Origin of the sequence: Corynebacterium endometrii (genome assembly GCF_004795735.1) — a bacterium.
Taxonomy (GTDB): Bacteria; Actinomycetota; Actinomycetes; order Mycobacteriales; family Mycobacteriaceae; genus Corynebacterium; species Corynebacterium endometrii.
Window position 1 is genome coordinate 2,121,594 of record NZ_CP039247.1, and the last position, 16,597, is coordinate 2,138,190.

17 protein-coding genes and 1 pseudogene are annotated in these 16,597 nt (G+C 60.4%); 10 read left to right on the forward strand and 8 right to left on the reverse strand.

Annotated elements, in window-relative coordinates; all coding sequences use genetic code 11:
• Positions 1-41: 41 nt before the first annotated feature.
• From cysS to CENDO_RS09615, 4 genes are all read right to left on the reverse strand, one after another.
• On the reverse strand, positions 42-1,442 hold the full coding sequence (gene cysS / locus CENDO_RS09600) for a cysteine--tRNA ligase (protein ID WP_210726533.1): 1,401 nt from the start codon (positions 1,440-1,442) through the stop codon (positions 42-44).
• 163 nt (positions 1,443-1,605) lie between these two features.
• The gene (gene ispF / locus CENDO_RS09605; RefSeq protein WP_136141822.1) at positions 1,606-2,082 is read right to left on the reverse strand and encodes a 2-C-methyl-D-erythritol 2,4-cyclodiphosphate synthase; all 477 of its coding nucleotides are present in this window, start codon (positions 2,080-2,082) and stop codon (positions 1,606-1,608) included.
• Complete coding sequence (gene ispD, locus CENDO_RS09610; protein ID WP_136141823.1) at positions 2,079-2,810, reverse strand: 2-C-methyl-D-erythritol 4-phosphate cytidylyltransferase; 732 nt, start codon at positions 2,808-2,810, stop codon at positions 2,079-2,081. The genes ispF and ispD overlap by 4 nt, the downstream gene beginning before the upstream one ends.
• A gap of 6 nt (positions 2,811-2,816) precedes the next feature.
• Positions 2,817-3,407 carry a CarD family transcriptional regulator gene (locus CENDO_RS09615; protein WP_136141824.1) on the reverse strand — a complete coding sequence of 197 codons (591 nt, stop codon included), beginning with the start codon at positions 3,405-3,407 and terminating at the stop codon, positions 2,817-2,819.
• Positions 3,408-3,893: 486 nt separating this feature from the next.
• Between CENDO_RS09615 and CENDO_RS09620 the strand changes: the two genes are divergently transcribed.
• Together CENDO_RS09620 and radA are read left to right on the forward strand one after the other, a co-directional pair.
• Positions 3,894-4,490 (forward strand): hypothetical protein, encoded by a 597-nt coding sequence (locus CENDO_RS09620; RefSeq protein WP_136141825.1) that lies wholly within the window; start codon positions 3,894-3,896, stop codon positions 4,488-4,490.
• 131 nt (positions 4,491-4,621) lie between these two features.
• Positions 4,622-6,022, forward strand: a complete 1,401-nt coding sequence (radA, locus tag CENDO_RS09625; RefSeq protein ID WP_136141826.1) for a DNA repair protein RadA — start codon at positions 4,622-4,624, stop codon at positions 6,020-6,022.
• A gap of 144 nt (positions 6,023-6,166) precedes the next feature.
• On the opposite strand, the gene CENDO_RS09630 is transcribed toward radA, so the two are convergent.
• A complete protein-coding gene (locus CENDO_RS09630) occupies positions 6,167-6,958 on the reverse strand; it encodes a hypothetical protein (RefSeq protein ID WP_246014267.1) in 792 nt (263 codons plus the stop codon).
• Between the two features lie 125 nt (positions 6,959-7,083).
• The gene (locus CENDO_RS09635) at positions 7,084-7,710 is read right to left on the reverse strand and encodes a carbonic anhydrase (RefSeq protein WP_136141827.1); all 627 of its coding nucleotides are present in this window, start codon (positions 7,708-7,710) and stop codon (positions 7,084-7,086) included.
• A 62-nt stretch (positions 7,711-7,772) separates the two neighbouring features.
• On the opposite strand from CENDO_RS09635, the gene CENDO_RS09640 reads away from it, so the two are divergent.
• Entirely contained in the window at positions 7,773-8,660 is an 888-nt protein-coding gene (locus tag CENDO_RS09640) for an HhH-GPD family protein (RefSeq protein WP_210726534.1), read from the forward strand.
• Positions 8,661-8,687: 27 nt separating this feature from the next.
• On the opposite strand, the gene CENDO_RS09645 is transcribed toward CENDO_RS09640, so the two are convergent.
• Together CENDO_RS09645 and CENDO_RS09650 are read right to left on the reverse strand one after the other, a co-directional pair.
• Positions 8,688-9,431 (reverse strand): NADPH-dependent oxidoreductase, encoded by a 744-nt coding sequence (locus CENDO_RS09645; protein WP_136141828.1) that lies wholly within the window; start codon positions 9,429-9,431, stop codon positions 8,688-8,690.
• A 35-nt stretch (positions 9,432-9,466) separates the two neighbouring features.
• Positions 9,467-10,492 carry a lipase family protein gene (locus CENDO_RS09650; protein WP_246014269.1) on the reverse strand — a complete coding sequence of 342 codons (1,026 nt, stop codon included), beginning with the start codon at positions 10,490-10,492 and terminating at the stop codon, positions 9,467-9,469.
• 479 nt (positions 10,493-10,971) lie between these two features.
• Between CENDO_RS09650 and CENDO_RS09655 the strand changes: the two genes are divergently transcribed.
• The 7 genes and pseudogenes from CENDO_RS09655 to CENDO_RS11200 all read left to right on the forward strand — a co-directional run bounded on the left by CENDO_RS09655 (position 10,972) and on the right by CENDO_RS11200 (position 16,436).
• Positions 10,972-11,142, forward strand: a complete 171-nt coding sequence (locus tag CENDO_RS09655) for a DUF4236 domain-containing protein (RefSeq protein ID WP_136141829.1) — start codon at positions 10,972-10,974, stop codon at positions 11,140-11,142.
• Between the two features lie 36 nt (positions 11,143-11,178).
• A pseudogene (locus tag CENDO_RS09660) lies at positions 11,179-11,532 on the forward strand (IS1096 element passenger TnpR family protein); the annotation flags it as partial.
• Positions 11,533-11,598: 66 nt separating this feature from the next.
• The gene (locus CENDO_RS09665) at positions 11,599-11,991 is read left to right on the forward strand and encodes a hypothetical protein (protein WP_136141831.1); all 393 of its coding nucleotides are present in this window, start codon (positions 11,599-11,601) and stop codon (positions 11,989-11,991) included.
• A gap of 3 nt (positions 11,992-11,994) precedes the next feature.
• The gene (locus CENDO_RS09670; RefSeq protein ID WP_136141832.1) at positions 11,995-12,531 is read left to right on the forward strand and encodes a hypothetical protein; all 537 of its coding nucleotides are present in this window, start codon (positions 11,995-11,997) and stop codon (positions 12,529-12,531) included.
• Between the two features lie 71 nt (positions 12,532-12,602).
• A complete protein-coding gene (locus tag CENDO_RS09675; protein ID WP_136141833.1) occupies positions 12,603-13,112 on the forward strand; it encodes a TspO/MBR family protein in 510 nt (169 codons plus the stop codon).
• Positions 13,113-13,389: 277 nt separating this feature from the next.
• Complete coding sequence (locus CENDO_RS09680; protein ID WP_136141834.1) at positions 13,390-16,203, forward strand: class I SAM-dependent DNA methyltransferase; 2,814 nt, start codon at positions 13,390-13,392, stop codon at positions 16,201-16,203.
• Positions 16,204-16,262: 59 nt separating this feature from the next.
• On the forward strand, positions 16,263-16,436 hold the full coding sequence (locus tag CENDO_RS11200) for an antitoxin VbhA family protein (protein WP_168707199.1): 174 nt from the start codon (positions 16,263-16,265) through the stop codon (positions 16,434-16,436).
• The last annotated feature ends 161 nt before the right edge of the window (positions 16,437-16,597 follow it).

Below are 16,597 nucleotides of genomic sequence, written 5' to 3' on the forward strand. Positions count from 1 at the left end.
CTTATCACAATGTGTTTGTAGAGGTGAACCGGGGTTTTCCTCTAAGACAGCTGCCAGGTGGCGCCATCAGGGGTGTCAATTACGATGATGCCTGCCGCAGCCAGGCGGTCACGGACCTCATCCGCGGTGGCCCAGTCCTTTTCGGCGCGGGCGGTGGCACGGCGATCCAGCTCGGCCTTGACCAGCGCGTCGAGGGCGGTGGCGGCGCCATCGCTGTCCGCGGAACCGGCGGAGGTCCCGCGCCATTCCAGCGGGTCTACGCCCAGGACCCCGGCCATCGCGCGGACGGACTCGGCAAGCTTACGCGCTTGCTCCTCGTTACCGCTAGCCAGGGCCTTGTTTCCGGCGCGAACCGTGGTGTGAATCTCAGCCAATGCCTTCGGAACGGCAATGTCATCATTCATGGCCGCCTCAAAGCCTTCGGTCCACTGGCCTACGGCAAGGTCCTCGAACTTACCCACAAAGTCCTCGATGCGCCGATAGCCGGCGGCGGCCTCCGTCAGAGCGCCCTCGGAATATTCCAGCACGGAGCGGTAGTTCGCGGAACCGAGGTAGTAACGCAATTCAACGGGCCGGACTATCTCCAGCATGTTGGAGATGGACAGCACGTTGCCCAGGGACTTGGACATCTTCTCGCCGGCCATGGTGACCCAGTGATTGTGCATCCAGTAGTTGGCGAACTTGTCCCCCGCGGCGTGTGACTGGGCTATCTCATTTTCATGGTGCGGGAACTGCAGATCCAGGCCGCCGCAGTGAATATCGAAGTTTCCGCCCAGGTAGTAAGTGGACATCGCGGAGCACTCGAGGTGCCAGCCTGGGCGGCCATCCCCCCAAGGCGTTGGCCAGGAGGGCTCGCCCGGCTTGGCGGCCTTCCACAGCGCAAAGTCCTGCGGGGAGCGCTTTCCGGCGTTGTCCGTCTCCCCCTGTTCCATCTCCTCGACCCGGTTGCCGGACAGGGCCCCGTAATCGGAGCCCTCAGCCTTGCCCCACGCGGCGACGTCAAAGTAGACGGAACCGTCCACGGCGTAGGCAAAGCCGTTGTCCATCAGCCGCTGCATGTAGTCAACCATCTGCGTCACAAAGCCGGTGGCGCGAGGCTCCACGGATGGCGGTAGCACGCCCAAGGTGTTGTAGGCCTTAGTGAATTCGCGCTCGTAGGTGGAGACCCACTCCCACCACGGGCGGTTATTTTCCGCCGCCTTGTTGAGGATCTTGTCATCGATATCCGTGACGTTGCGCACGAAGGCCACATCAAAGCCCTGCGCGCTCAGCCAGCGGCGCAGGATGTCAAAGGCGACACCGGAACGCAGGTGGCCAATGTGGGGCTGGGCCTGCGGAGTGGCACCACACAGGTAGATGGAGGCGTGGCCCGGCCTAATCGGCTCAAAGTCACGCAGGCTGCGGGATGCGGTGTCATAGATTCGAAGCTTTGAAGTAGTCACGCCTTCACATTCTAAGGTACTGGCTGGCTTTATTGGCACTCCCAGCAGCGTCTTTTTGCTTTCCCCCGACCAGCCGCTGGATTTAACCACGCAGACAGGCCCGCGGGGATTCGGCGGATTCCAATGAAACCCGATGGATCCACGCAATCGGGCGGGCGAATGGCTAGTCTTCCTTCCAGACCACCGCGGTGGCGATGGCGGCGCGCCCCTCGGAGCGGCCGGTAAATCCCATGTGATCGGTGGTGGTGGCGGAGATGGACACCGGCGCGCCCAGAACATCGGTCAGAACCCGCTCCGCCTCCTCGCGGCGTGGCCCCATCTTCGGGGACTGGCCAACCAACTGAGCCGCGGCATTGCCGATGACAAAACCATTAGCCTCGAGCAGCTCGCGGCACTCGCGCAGCAGCCGTTGGCCGGACACATTGTCATATTCCTTGCGCCCTACCCCCACAAAGGAGCCCAGGTCCCCCAGCTTGGAGGCGGACAGTAGGGCATCGACAAGGGCGTGGGAGACCACGTCACCATCTGAATGCCCCTCGCACCCATCCACTCCCTCGAACAATAGGCCGGCGATCCAGCACTCCTTGCCGGGTTCAATTTGGTGGGCATCGGACGCGATTCCTACGCGAGGGATAATCATTTATTCTCCAACGATGTTGTGCGAATCTCAGCAAGCAGGGCGTTAGCCAGGGTTAAATCTAGCGGCGTGGTGATTTTAAAGGCCATCACGTCACCCTCCACGCAGGCAACGGGGGTTCCATGCCATTCCATGAGGGACGCGTCATCCGTGGCAATAAAGCCCGGGGAAGGCGAGGCAAAATAAGCCTCATTCGCCGCGCGCAGGGCCGGCAGGGAAAAACCCTGCGGCGTCTGCACGGCCCGCAAACCCGCGCGGTCAGGGGTGTCCACCACCTTGGAGCCCTCAACCCGCTTGATCGTATCGGCGACCGGAATGACGGGAATTACCGCATCGTTGCCGTCCGCCACGGCCTGTGCCACCCGCGAAATCATCCCGGCCGGGGTCAGCGCGCGGGCGGCATCGTGGATGAGCACCACGGCGTCCTCATCCCCTATGGCCTTTAGGCCCGCCCAGACGGAATCCGCGCGCTCACCGCCGCCATGGACTAAGCGGACGGGGATGCCCTGCCCCATGAGGCCGCGGGCCTCCAGCAGATCTGCGGCGAAGGCCTCCATAGACGGGCTAACCGTCACGATTATCTCGTCCACGCAGCGGGAGGCGAATATGGCGCGGATGGAGCGCTCCAGCAGGGTCTGGCCCTGCAATTCAACGTAAGCTTTGGGGACCTCGGCCCCCAGCCGCGTGCCCTTGCCCGCGGCTGCAATCAGGGCAACAACGCGGCGGGGCATGGGTGATTAATCCTCATCATCGAAGGACAAATCAGCCACGTCAACGTCATTGTCCTTATCCACTTCCGTGGTCACGGAACCGTCATCCACCAGGCCTGCTGCGCGGTGACGCTCAATGGTGGCCTTAATCTCCTCCGCCATGGTGTCAGCCTTCTTCTCATCTACGGGCTGAGCCAGGGCTAGCTCACCCACCAGAATCTGGCGGGCCTTAGCCAGCATGCGCTTCTCACCGGCGGACAGGCCGCGGTCCTGGTCGCGGCGCCACAGGTCGCGAACAACCTCGGCGACCTTGTTGATGTCACCGGAAGCCAGGCGCTCCTGGTTAGCCTTGTAGCGGCGGGACCAGTTTCCGGCCTCTTCAACGTCAGTCTCACGCAGGACGGAAAAGACCTTCTCCAGGCCTTCCTTGCCAACAACCTCACGCACGCCAACGTTTTCAGCATTCTTGGACGGCACGCGGACCACAAGGTCAGACTGGTTGATGTTCAAGACCAGGTATTCCAGCGTTTCACCCATCATCTCGCGAGTTTCGATATCCGCGATGGTTGCTGCACCGTGGTGCGGGTAAACAACTACCTTGCCAACCTCAAAATCCATTGCCGCTCCTTTTATATGGCTCTCATTGCAGCGTCTTGGCTATAACGTCTTGCGTATATACGCGCTTGTGCCGCGCGCCATGCGCCGGGATCATGAGGGCCGTGCCCCCATTAGCGCACACAGACAAACAATTCTACCATGCATTACCCCAGCCTGTTCCGCCCGGACCCGGTCGCCGGGCCTCAGCCCCACCGGGTACCCCAGTTGGCGGCCCCACCGAGGGCTATACCTGTTAACGGTGAAGCCCCAAGTGATGGATGTGAAATTTCCCCGCCCGCCTCCAAACCCCCTCACCAGGCATCCCTTTGATTACCCCCGAATGGCTACTGACAACCACGCTAAATAGGGTGAAAATCCTATTAAACAGGCAGGAGAGGCAAATGTGGGGCGTACCTCACCACAGAAACTGTGTGTTAGCGGCGAAAAAATACTAGGCTAACTGGTTGATAAAGCTAACGTTGTCTCGATCAATGGAGGACGCCCGAAGTGAAGTCCCTGAAGGCCGCCGCACGCCGCGGTGCGTTAATTTCCGCCACCGCCGCTGCCGCACTGGCTCTGGTCGCCTGCTCCGGCGGCCAGGTTACCCAGACCTCTAGCCAGGTTGCCCCGGTTGACGGCACCTCTGCCGCCACTGAGGATGGCATTGTCGCAGTTCGTGACGTTGCCATTCAGGTTGACCCAGCCTCCGGCGAGGCGTCCCTGAAGTTCACCGCCGTGAACCAGGGCTACAAGGAAGAAACCGTGACCCTGGAGTCCATCGACGTTGATGGCCAGGCCGTCGCCTTTGATTCCGTGGAGCCAATCAACCGCGATGAGCGCATCGTGGGCAACTCCGCCGCCGAGCTCGAAAAGCACGAGCAGTCCGAGGGGGACTACGTGCAGTACGTTGAGACCTCCCTGGAGGATGATGATTACGGCTTCGCCGGCTACCGCCCGGTGACCTTCACCTTCTCTAACGGCACCCTGACCATGGACGCCGCCGTCACCGCACCGCAGATGGAGGCGGGCCAGTTCAACCGTGACCCAGAATCCGCTGAGGGCTACACCACTGAGGAGCCTTCCGCCCACGACGAGCATCACTAAAGCCCCCTTCATCAGGCCCGTCGGGCCCGCACGGCTTTACCCAGGTACCGCAAGGTACCTGGGTTTCTTCGTTTAGCCACCGCCCCGAGCCGAATAATGGCGTGTCCGGTGGGTGGTTTAGGGTGGAGTCTATGGCTAAGAAACAGCGCCCCACCCACCAGTGCACTGAGTGTGATTACATCTCCCCCAAGTGGCTTGGCCGCTGCCCGGAATGCGGGTCATGGGGAACGTTGAAGGAATCCCTGCCCGCCACCGCGTCCACCGGCACGGCCGCCACCGCCGCGGTGACCGGCCAGCTGACCAAGGGACTGACTCCGGCCACCCCCGCTACGCCCATCACCAAGATTGGCGCCTCTGCCACCACAACCATCCGCACCGGCATCGGTGAACTGGACCGCGTGTTGGGCAAGGGTATTGTCCCGGGCTCCGTGGTGCTCATGGCCGGCGAGCCGGGCGTGGGTAAATCCACGCTGCTGCTGGAGGTGGCCTCCCGCTGGGCCCAAGAGCAAACGGATGGGAAAAACCGCAGGGCCCTCTACGTCACCGCCGAGGAATCCGCGGGGCAGGTCCGCGCCCGCGCTGAACGCACCGGGGCGCTGCATGAGACGCTGTTCCTCGCCGCCGAATCCAATCTGGACGTGGTCTTTGGCCACGTGGAACAGGTCAAGCCCTCGCTTATCATCGTGGATTCCGTGCAGACCATGCATGCCGCGGGCGTGGAGGGCGTGGCCGGCGGCGTGGCCCAGTCCCGGGCGGTCACGGCCGCACTGACCACCCTCGCAAAGACCACCGGCATCCCGGTCATGGTCGTGGGGCACGTGACCAAGGACGGTAACGTTGCCGGGCCACGCGTGCTCGAGCACCTCGTGGATGTGGTGCTGAACTTTGAGGGCGACCGCCAGTCCAGCCTGCGCATGCTGCGCGGCATCAAGAACCGCTTCGGCGCAACGGATGAGGTGGGATGCTTCGAACAAACCGCCGGCGGCATCCGCGAGGTGACTGACCCCTCCGGCCTGTTCCTCTCCCACCGTGGCTCCACGCCCGATGGTTCAGCCGTCACCGTTGCCATGGACGGCGTGCGGCCCATCGTGGCCGAAGTCCAGGCGCTTACCGTTGACCCGGTCGCCAAGAACCCCCGCCGGGTGGTCACGGGCCTGGATAACAACCGCGTGCCCATGGTCCTCGCCGTCCTGCAGGCACGCGCCGGCCAACGCACCAATGACAAGGACGCGTACGTGGCCACCGTTGGCGGGATGCGGATCATGGAGACCGCCACCGACCTGGCCGTGGCCCTGGCCACCTGGTCCGCGCTCCACGAACGGCCCCTGCCCGCCAAGACCGTGGTCATAGGTGAGGTGGGGTTGGCCGGCGAACTAAGGCGCGTTCCCAATCTTGAACGCCGCCTCAGTGAGGCCGCACGCCTAGGCTACAAGCACGCCATAACCCCCGCGGTGGGTGACATTGACGCCGCCGGGATCCACGTCCGCCAGGCCGCCACCCTGCGCGAGGCCATTTCACTATTGGAGGGATAGGCCCGGCGCGCTGCCACCAGCGCGTGCCGGGCTACGCGAAAAGCCCAGCGAGTTTAAAAAAGACCACCACAGGCGAGTGCCTGGGGTGGTCACGTGTCTAACGCGCGGGGGAGGCTACGGCCCAAGGAAGGCCTGGGCAGTTTTTTAAGCGTCCTCACGCAGGTTGAAGGTGTGTGCGTTGGATACCTTGTCACCGATGGCGGCATAAACCAGGTAGCTATCCGCTGCGGCTGGCTGGCGGCCGTTGCACTGCTCCGGCGTGGATTCAAGGCGCGACCAGACGGCCTCGAATGCCCGTTCATCCCCCTTGGGGAAGATCTCGCGTCCGGATTCTACCGGCGGGTAGCAGTTGACGTCCGCCCAGACTGGAGAGTAGTCCTCCAGGCGGTAGACCTCGAAGCGCAGCTGATCCTCATCGAGGTTGATGTCACAGTCCGCCCCCGTTGGGTTGTCCACCGTGGCGTAGAAGGTGGGGAGCTGGCCTTGGCCGTAGGACGGGCGGTCACTTGAGACAGTGATGTCCAGATCCTGAAGCTCACAGGTGCTCTTCGGGGCCTCGCTGGATTCTTCCGGCGCCTCGGATTCCGTGGTTGACTCGGCGGCGGACTCTTGCGTAGGTGCCGCCGATTCGGATGTAGTGGGCGCCGGGGCCGGGGCTTTGGCCTCGCCCTTGCCGGAGGCTGGTTCGTCAGTACCCGGCGCGGAGGTGGCCGTTTCGGCGGCTTGGGAGGTTTGTTCCTCGCTGCTGCCGCCGCCAAGCGAGGTCAGCAGCCAGATGATGAGGGCAACTACAACTAGTACGCCGATTAGCGCGGCGACTCGGCGGCGCAAGTAGATTTCCTGGGGGAGCTTGCGCGGTTGCTCCGGGTGGGGGCGTGCGCTTTTAGCTCCCTCACTACGGCGTGGGGGGCGCGATGGTGGAGTTTGGTTAGACACACTTCACACTTTAGGCGGCATAGTGGTCTACCTGCGTGAACCTTGGCCGCGTGTCAAATACACCATGTTGAACATAAGAAACACCCGCCACATAAGTAGCGGGTGCGGTGCGAAAACCGGGTTGCTTAGCGTACGCCGTGGAGTACCAAAGGTTCTACGGATCCGTCACCAATTCCGTAGTACAGGCCAACCACGCCCAGGGAGCCCTCAACGATCTTGGTGTTCAACGCCGGCATGGAGGCTAACAGCTGGCGCACGGTCTCCTGGGTGTGCTGGCGCTCATAGTCAGCCACCTCGGCGCTGCCATTCTGGCGGGAGACCAGCGCGGACAGGGAAACCTTTTCCACGATGGTGCGCTGGAAGCCGGAAGGAAGGCGCTGGCCGTCATTGATCACGGACGCGGCGGCACCCACCGCGCCGCACGACTCATGGCCCATGACCACAATCAGGTTGCAGTCCAGATTCTCAATCGCGTACTCCAGGGAGCCCAGCACTGAATTATCGATGATATGACCCGCGGTGCGGATGACGAAGGCGTCACCCAAACCCAGATCGAAGATGAGCTCAACCGGGGAACGGGAGTCAGAGCAGGCCAGCACCACTACGCGCGGCGATTGGCCATCACGCAGGGACATGCGGCGTGAGGAATCCGCGTTGGGGCGCTGCGCGCGGTCCTCGGTAAAACGCTGGTTGCCCTCCTTCAGGGCTTCCCATACTTCCTGTGGTGATTGTTTACTATCTGTTAAAGGCACGGGCCAAATTTTACTCCCACGCGGTGCAAAGAAACAGGCTTTTGCCGGTTAAACTTGCAGGAATGAGTTCTCCCCTGGATCCCGCCCGCCTGCTCGCCTGGTTTGATAAGGCCGAGCGTCCGCTGCCCTGGCGCAGGCCAGGAACCAGCGCGTGGGGAGTGTTGGTTAGCGAAGTCATGAGCCAGCAGACCCCGGTGGCCCGCGTGGCCCCACAGTGGGAGGACTGGATGCGGCGATGGCCCACCCCCAAGGACCTCGCCGCGGCCTCCCAGGCGGAGGTGCTGCGCGCATGGGGCAAGCTAGGTTATCCCCGCCGCGCGCTACGCCTGAAAGAGTGCGCGGCGGAAATTGCCGCCCATCACGGCAACGTGGTGCCGGACGATGTGGATACCTTGCTTAGCCTGCCCGGCATCGGTGAGTACACCGCCCGGGCCGTGGCGTGCTTCCACTACGGCCAGAACGTGCCGGTGATAGATACCAACGTCCGCCGCGTCTACGCGCGGGCCGTGGATGGCCGTTTCCTGCCACCCCAGGCATCCAAACGCGAGCTTGGCCTGCTGGCGGCGCACCTTCCTTCCGGCGCTCTCACCGGCCCCCGTTTCTCCACCGCGCTGATGGAATTAGGGGCCCTGGTGTGCACCGCTAAGAACCCGGCGTGCGGCGAGTGCCCGCTGCTAGCAACGTGCGCGTGGCAGCGGGCCGGCTGCCCGCAACCAAGCGACGAGGAACTGCGCAAGGCTAAAAAGCGGGTGCAGAAATTCGCCGGGACGGACCGCCAGGTCCGCGGGCTCATCATGGACGTGCTGCGCGCGGCGGATAAACCCGTGGACAAGTCCGCGATAGACATCGTGTGGCCAGACGCAGCTCAGCGCGAGCGCGCGCTGGCCAGTCTTTTGGAAGACGGCCTTGCGGACTTCGATGATGCAGGCCGCTTCCACCTGCCCCACTAACCGCGCGCCCGCCAGGCGGTAACCGCGCTAGCGCACGTTAAAGCCTTGGGCCTTCGCGAGGGAAAAGAAGCGGTTGCGGGATGGCCGCTCCACTAGATTGTTGACCACCTGTGAGGTAAACCCGTCATCGCGGTTGTTGGTTTCACGCTGCCCGTAATACTCACGCATGGTCGCGTCATAGCCCGTCAGTGCCTCAACCCACGAATCGGGTTCGGAATACGTATCCTCCATGATCCGCAGCTCCTTGGGCATCCTGGGCTTTAGGCCAGGCTGGCTTGCCGGATGGCCGAGCATCAGGCCCACCACCGGGAAGGTGTACTCCGGGAGCTTGAGCAGGTCGATGAGCGTTTCATACTCGTTGAGCACGCAGCCTAGGTAGCACGCGCCAAGGCCCATGGATTCTGCGGCCACGGTGAGATTTTGCGCCATGATAACCGCGTCCGTGAAGCCTTCGCGGAACACGTCCGCGGACCTGGCCACCTCCGGGTCCTGTCCGAGTTCCTCCCGGATGCGCACGCTGCGGCGCGCGTCAACAATGAACACCATGAGTTCCGGGGCGGTGGCCACCCGCCGCTGGTTTCCAATGCGCGCTAGCTCCTGACGGATAGCGGGGTCCTTGATGCGGATGACCGATGCGTGCTGGAACCCCCGGGACGTGGATGCGTGCATGGCCGCATCAAACAGCGTGCCCATGGTCTCTTCCCCGACCTCTTGCTCGGTGAAGTCACGAATAGAACGGTGATTGAGCAAAGTATTCAGCGTTTCATTCATGCGGACCATGCTAACCCCGCCGCCCTATCACGTTGCTACCGGGTGCAGGTATTAGGCGCTGGCTTTCCCAGAAACCGGTCCGCGATGTAGCCCAACGCGGATACCGCATCCGTCAAATAAGGCACAACGTGATTGCCTCCAGAGCCAGGCAAAATGGACGGCTGCTGAATGCTTACCAACTGCACCGCACCGCCAGCGGCGCACATATCCGCAGCCATTTGAACGGCCTGCCCGTGTGGAATCACATCATCATTGACCGAAATGGCCACACGGATTGGCGCGCTTATGGGCGCATTATTGCCTACCCGATGTGCATCGAAAATCGCGTGCACTTCCGGATCCCTCATAGCCACGTCGTAGAGTGAAAGGCCGGACTTGGTCAACGCAGAGGTCTCCGTCCCCGCCCACCGCAACGCGGCGTCAGCGAGGCACGAATGCTTAGTATCCTCAAGGAAGGCCTGACCGCGCGCGTTGAGCACCCTATCAAATACCGGCTTCGTCCTATCCGGATCCGATTCGATGAAACTATTGATAGCGTATCCCAGCACCGCCATGATGTTCCCTCCGTCCACCGCTTGCAAAACCTGGGTTGGATGTGCCGGCGGCGCACCAGCATACGTGCCCACTACATTGAGCTCAGAACCGTAACGCGCAACCAATTCAGCTGCTGAAGCCGCGGCACCCCCACCTTGGGAATAACCAAAGAATCCCACCGGAGCCCCTTCCGGGGCTTGGCTAACGTTCAAAGCCGCACGGGCCGCGTCAATGAGGGCATGCGCCTGCTCAATGCGGTTGAGATAGGTGTGAACCCCAGGGGTGCCTAACCCTATGTAATCAGTCACCACAACGCGCATACCCTGGGCCGCAGCGGCCTGGTACATCGGAATCTCATAGTTGAGGCCAAGCGCGCCACTTGCAGGATCAAATTGTCCCGCAAGGCCCACTCCCCGGGATGGCGCGCACGCATCAGCCTGCCCGCGGGTGCCTGGGGCAAACGCCACTGTCGGAGTAGGCCCCGGCCCATCCCACTTCACGCTTGGCTCAATGACAAAGCCGGACACAGCCACCTTGTCTCCATTTTGTTTTGTGGAGGTGTATAGGATTTTTTGGGCGTAGCCAGGAAACTCAGGCCCCAGTACGTTGAGCAAATGCGGTGCCGGCTTAGTGCGAATCACCGATCCGGGTTGCTGCGGGATCTGCGAAGGCGGAATATAAAAAGCGTCATTCGCATTGTGAATACCGCTATCACCAGGGTGAGATGAAGCCCAACGAGCGCCGGCGCTCAACTGTTCAACTGACGCAGTTGGAGCCGTGGGCGGCACGGCACTTTGCGCATTTACAGCTGGGACACCGGCACCAGCAAGAACAAGTGTCACGGTCACTGCGGCGACCAATGCGCGGGCAAATGAATTTTTCACAGCAAAAAATACTAAACCACAAGCCGTACTCACCACCCCCAACGCGGACCTAGTGGAAACCGGCTAGAATCGTGGGCAACCAACCGGAGGAACCACGCAGATCGTAAGGAGTTTTAATCCCCATGGGTTTGACCTACCGCTCACGCAAGAAGCTGGGCAAGAATAGCTGGCTTAACATTTCTGGTTCCGGCGCCTCCGCCTCGACCAAGATTGGCCCGGTCACCATCAATTCCCGCGGTGGATTCTGGGTGAACCTGCCGGGCGGCTTTAACTTCCGCGGCCGCTGGCGCTAAACCCAGCCGCAGAACTTCCTTGAAGAAACAGGCGAGGCGGGTTTTCCTTATGAGAACGTGCCTGTCTCCACGCTGTTGAAGGAAGAGGGCATAAGCGTTGAGTTCCTCTATGACTTTGGCGATCATTGGGCACACACCCTAACTAGGGTTGCACTACCCACGGAGCTACCTGAGTTGACGGCTAATACCCTTCCACACGTGCATGCCGGCACCGGCGCGTGCCCGCCGGATGATATTGGCGGCGTGCTTCGCTATGACGAGGTGTCCCAGCTGTGGCGGACCAAGAAATCCATGAAGGCACTTCGCGGCACGGACCATGAAGACCTCATTGACTGGTTACCTGCTGATTTCAACCCAGATCACTTTGATGTAGAGCACGCCCAGGAGTAGCTCACACTGATTACCTCCTCCCCGTCTCCTCGGATTACCGGGTGGTTTGGGCGGAAAGTCGGCCCCGTGCTGATTGACTTCTTTGAAGAGTTGCCCGGGTATTCTGAGTCTGCCCTTGCTGTTGAGGCCGCCGCCTTGCGCCTTGGCATCACTACGTTCCCCGGTAGGGTCAATCCCCCGCAGCCTCTTACCCCACCGCAGGCCAAGGCCTTCCCATTTACCGATGAAGATCTTGAACCCAAACTGCTAGATACCCTTTGGCACCCTTTCAAGACTTTCTTGACTCTTGCCAGTGAAGGCCAGCTTGCTTTGACCGCCACGGGCAACCTGAATGGCCAGTCTATTGATTTGCTAGTCAAAGACATTGGGCCGGCCCAGTTCAATGAAAAGCGCACGCGCTATACAGAGGACACGGTCTACGCCATTGCCGAACTCCATCAGCAACTGCGTGATGCCTAGCGGGTGCACAAGTACCGCAAGGAGCTACGAATTACCCCGGCTGGCCGTAAGGTCCTCGAAAACTGGCCAACCCAAGCCAGTACACTCAAGCCAGGCATCCGCCCTACCGATGCCGTCATCACCGCGGCTTCTTCCATTACCCCGCTACTTCTGCCTAAAGAGAGCCGAAATTATGAACGTTACCTGCTTGGTCTGGGCACAGCCCTCCTTGTAGCAGGCAAGGTCCACGAGCCGCAGATCCCCTACTTACGTGCGTTTATAGACTTTGACGGACTCGGTGATTACAAGCCCTTTACCTCAATGGCGGAATATAATTCTGTAGCTCAGAGCTATGTCCACCGCGACGGTTGGCACACTGATTACGGCAATGGCCGCACTGTGCCGGCTAAGGTTTATCAGCACAGCGACCATGCCAATCTGATCAAGCTATTTTCCCGCCACGAATACGCTGATTCTTTTGCGCGAGTCATTGATGATGGTATTTTCGCCAGCCCCACAGTGGGACTGATTGCCGCTGAGCTGCTGTGGCCACGCTCTTAAACATTTTGCATACCATGGCATATAAGGTTGCATGCATATGGGTGCAGTAAACCGCCAAGGAGATTGCATTAATGTCTTTTAAGAAAAACCTCACCATCACTTCTTCCCTCACAGCGGTCACCGCAGCCGTGGGCACCGCAGTAACTGACCCGGACACACTCTGGTACAAGCTACAGCGCAAGCCACGCTGGCAACCACCTACTTGGCTCTTCCCGGTCGCATGGACCGGTCTTTATGCCAGCATTGCCGGCAGCTCCGCCCGTGTACTCACGGATATTGAAGAAAACACCCCGTCCCCAGCCAATCAGGCTCCCGAGGAGGCAAACCAGCGCGAGCGCCAAAAGTTCCTCGCCGCACTGGCCATTAACCTTGGACTTAATGCTGGCTGGTCCGCATTGTTCTGGAAAGGCCAAAACAACACGGTATCCACCATTGAGGCCGCGGCTCTGGCTGCATCCTCCATTGACTTGGCCCGCCGGGCCGGCAAGGTCAACCCCAAGGTCGGGCTCGCCCTAGTCCCTTATGCCGCGTGGACTTCTTTTGCCACCGTGCTCACCGGAGCTATTGCAAAGAAGAACTAACCCAATTACTCATCCCAGTGGACTGCCTCCGGGTGGTCCACTTTTTGCGTTCTGGACCTTCCCGTTTTCTTAACCGCCCGCTCTACACGCAACGGCTAGGAAGTTTCCAGGACAATTTCCTACACACGGTACTTTCGATAAACCGGCGAGATTTCAGCCAGCACGCCATCAAGCACCACAACCTCGTGGAATGGCTCCTCCACACCCCTAGGACTCACACTAAAGCCTCGGCCCAAAACTCTTCTAAGCTGGCGCCTTTAACGTAATCTCATTAACTGTGCGTACTAAGAAGCTTTCTCATTCCCTATCCCCTGCTAAGCGCAAACTAGCCGCGCAAGAGTTCGCCGATAAATGGGCCGGCCGCGGCTATGAAAAGGGTGATACCTCTTCCTTCTGGCTCGAGCTGCTGGAGCACGTGGTGGGCATGGAAGATGTCACCACCAACGTGCGCTTTGAAAAACGCACCGTCACCCGCGGCTTTATTGACGTGGTCATCCCGGACGCCAAGACTTTCATCGAGCAAAAGTCCCTAGGCGTTGATCTCGATAAACCGGACACCCGCCAGGGCGAGCAGGTCACCCCGTTCCAGCAGGCCCGCAATTACGCCAATACGCTGCCTAATTCCCAGCGCCCAGATTTCATCATTGTTTGTGATTTCAACATCTTCCGCATCCACGATCTCAACAAACAGGACGCGGAAAATGATTACATCCAGTTCACCCTCGAGGAGCTGCCTGAGCAGCTGCACCTGCTTGATTTCCTCATCGATCCGCAGCGCGCCCGCATCAAGCGCGAAACGGAAGTCTCCATTGCCGCCGGTACGCTCATCGGCAAGCTCTACACGCTCCTGCGCGGCCAGTACCAGGACCCGGATAGCGAGGAAAGCCAGCACTCCCTCAACGTGCTCTGCGTTCGCCTTGTCTTCTGTCTCTTCGCTGAGGACGCTGGCCTGTTCCCCAAGGATGCTTTCTACCATTATCTCAAGACCATCCCTGCCCAGCACGTGCGCAATGGTCTCAAAGAACTCTTCACGGTTCTCAACACTCCGCTTGACCAGCGCGATCCTTACCTGGCAGAAGATCTCACCCGCTTCCCATACGTCAATGGCGGCTTGTTTGCGGAAGAAGAAGAAATCCCGCCGTTTACTCAAGACATCTGTGACCTGCTCACGGACCAGGCCAGCCAGGACACGAACTGGTCCACGATCTCGCCCACCATCTTCGGCGGCGTTTTCGAGTCCACCTTGAACCCAGAGACCCGCCACGCCGGCGGCATGCATTACACCTCCCCGGAAAACATCCATAAGGTCATCGACCCGCTTTTCCTGGATGATCTCACGGCGAAACTCAAGGCCATCCTGGAGGATCCGCAGCTGTCTGAGACCAAGCGGCGTAACCGGCTGACCAAGTTCCATGACAAGCTGGCCTCCCTCACGTTCTTCGATCCGGCCTGCGGTTCCGGCAACTTCCTGACCGAGACCTACATTTCGCTGCGCCGCTTGGAGAACAAGATTGTCTCGGAGCTCCAGCGCCACGGCCAGACGGAGCTGGGCTTCCAAGACATCGAGGTCTCCCCGCTGAAGGTCTCTGTCAACCAGTTCTATGGCATCGAGATCAACGAGTTCGCCGTGCGCGTAGCCTCTACCGCCCTGTGGATTGCCCAACTCCAGGCCAACATCGAGACGGAGATGATCATCACCTCCAATATCGAGGATCTCCCGCTGAAGGATTCCCCGCACATCCACCACGGCAATGCACTCACCATGGATTGGAATGCAGTTCTGCCGCCCGACGCCGCCTCCTACGTCATCGGCAACCCACCCTTCTTGGGCGCCCGCAACCAGTCCAAAGAGCAAAAGGCGGAGCTTGTTGCAGTGTTCCCACCCAAGACCAAGAATGTGGGCAACATCGATTACGTAGCCGGCTGGTACATCAAGGCGGCTGAGTACATCCAGAACTCTGACACCCGCTGCGCGTTTGTGTCCACCAACTCCATTTGCCAGGGCGAGCAGGTCGCCAACATTTGGTACCCCATCAACCAGCTTGGCATCAAGATCAACTTTGCCCATGACACTTTCCGCTGGGCTAACGAGTCCAACGACCAAGCTCACGTGTTCTGCGTGATCGTTGGCTTCTCACGTCAGGACCTCCCGGCCACCCTCTATCACTATGCATCTCCCGACGCCCTCCCCGAGGTCCAGCGCCCCGAGCGCCTCAACGCCTACCTCGCAGACGCGCCCGACGTCTTAGTGTGGAGCCGCAGCAAGCCGTTAAGCGACGTGCCCAAGATCGGCATTGGTTCACAGCCAATCGACGGCGGTAACTTCCTCTTCACCACCGCCGAGAAAGACGACTTCCTCGCCGCTGAACCTCAAGCCGAAAAGTACTTCCACCCGTGGGTCGGCTCACGGGAGTTCATCAACGGCGAACACCGCTGGGTGCTGTGGCTCGGGGAAGTTTCTCCGGCGGAACTAAAGAAAATGCCGCTGTCGCTTGAGCGGGTCAAGGCTGTTCGGGAATTCCGACTGGCATCAAAGCGCAAACAAACGCTAAAGGCCGCTGATTCGCCAACCCGCTTTGGGACCGAAATCATTGCCGAAGGAACCTCAGTACTGATACCAAAAGTTTCTTCTGAACGGCGCCGTTATGTACCCATGGGATTTATCGGTCCCGAAACATTCTGCTCTGATCTGGTCTTTCTACTCCCGAACGCCGAGTTCTTCCACTTCGGCGTTCTCCATTCCCAGATGCACAATGCATGGATGCGCACTGTTGCTGGCCGGTTGAAGAGCGACTACCGCTACTCTGGTGGCGTCGTTTACAACAATTTCGTCTGGCCCTCCCCGAGTGAGGGGCAGCGGGCGGCGGTGGAGGCGGCGTCGGAAGAAGTGCTCGCGGCCCGGGCCGAATATGACGGTGCCACACTCGCGGACCTGTACGACCCGGACAATTACTGGCTCTACCCGCGGCTGACCACGGCACACCAGGCACTCGATGCCGCAGTGGAAGCCGCCTACGGCGTGGACTTCGGCGGCGACGAGCAGAAAATCGTAGCGCACCTGTTCGAGCTGTACGCGCAGGCCACGACTTAGGCTGACTTCTTGGCACAAGAACAGGCTGGCACAGTTTCCGCAAGGAAGGAAGGCCCCAGATGATCACAGAAGAACAGCTCAGATTAAATGTTGAGGAGGCAAAGTACTCCAATTTGTTGGAGGGACTCGTCACCGGCAAGGCCTATGACGCTGACGCCGAGCGCTATATCGCCGGCGAGATTTCTTCAGCCGAACTCGTTGAGCGAAACCGGGCGCGCTACGGGCTTGTGTAAATAATGTGAACTCGCTAAATCCGTGGCACTGCCCCAGAAGGATAAAGCAGAAATCGAGGTAGTTCAGGCCCTTGCGCTGTCCCAGCTGAAAGGGACCTACCCGTCGAGTTCTCACACTTCTGCCCACAATGACGCCCAATCTGGACAGCGCGGCAGCATCG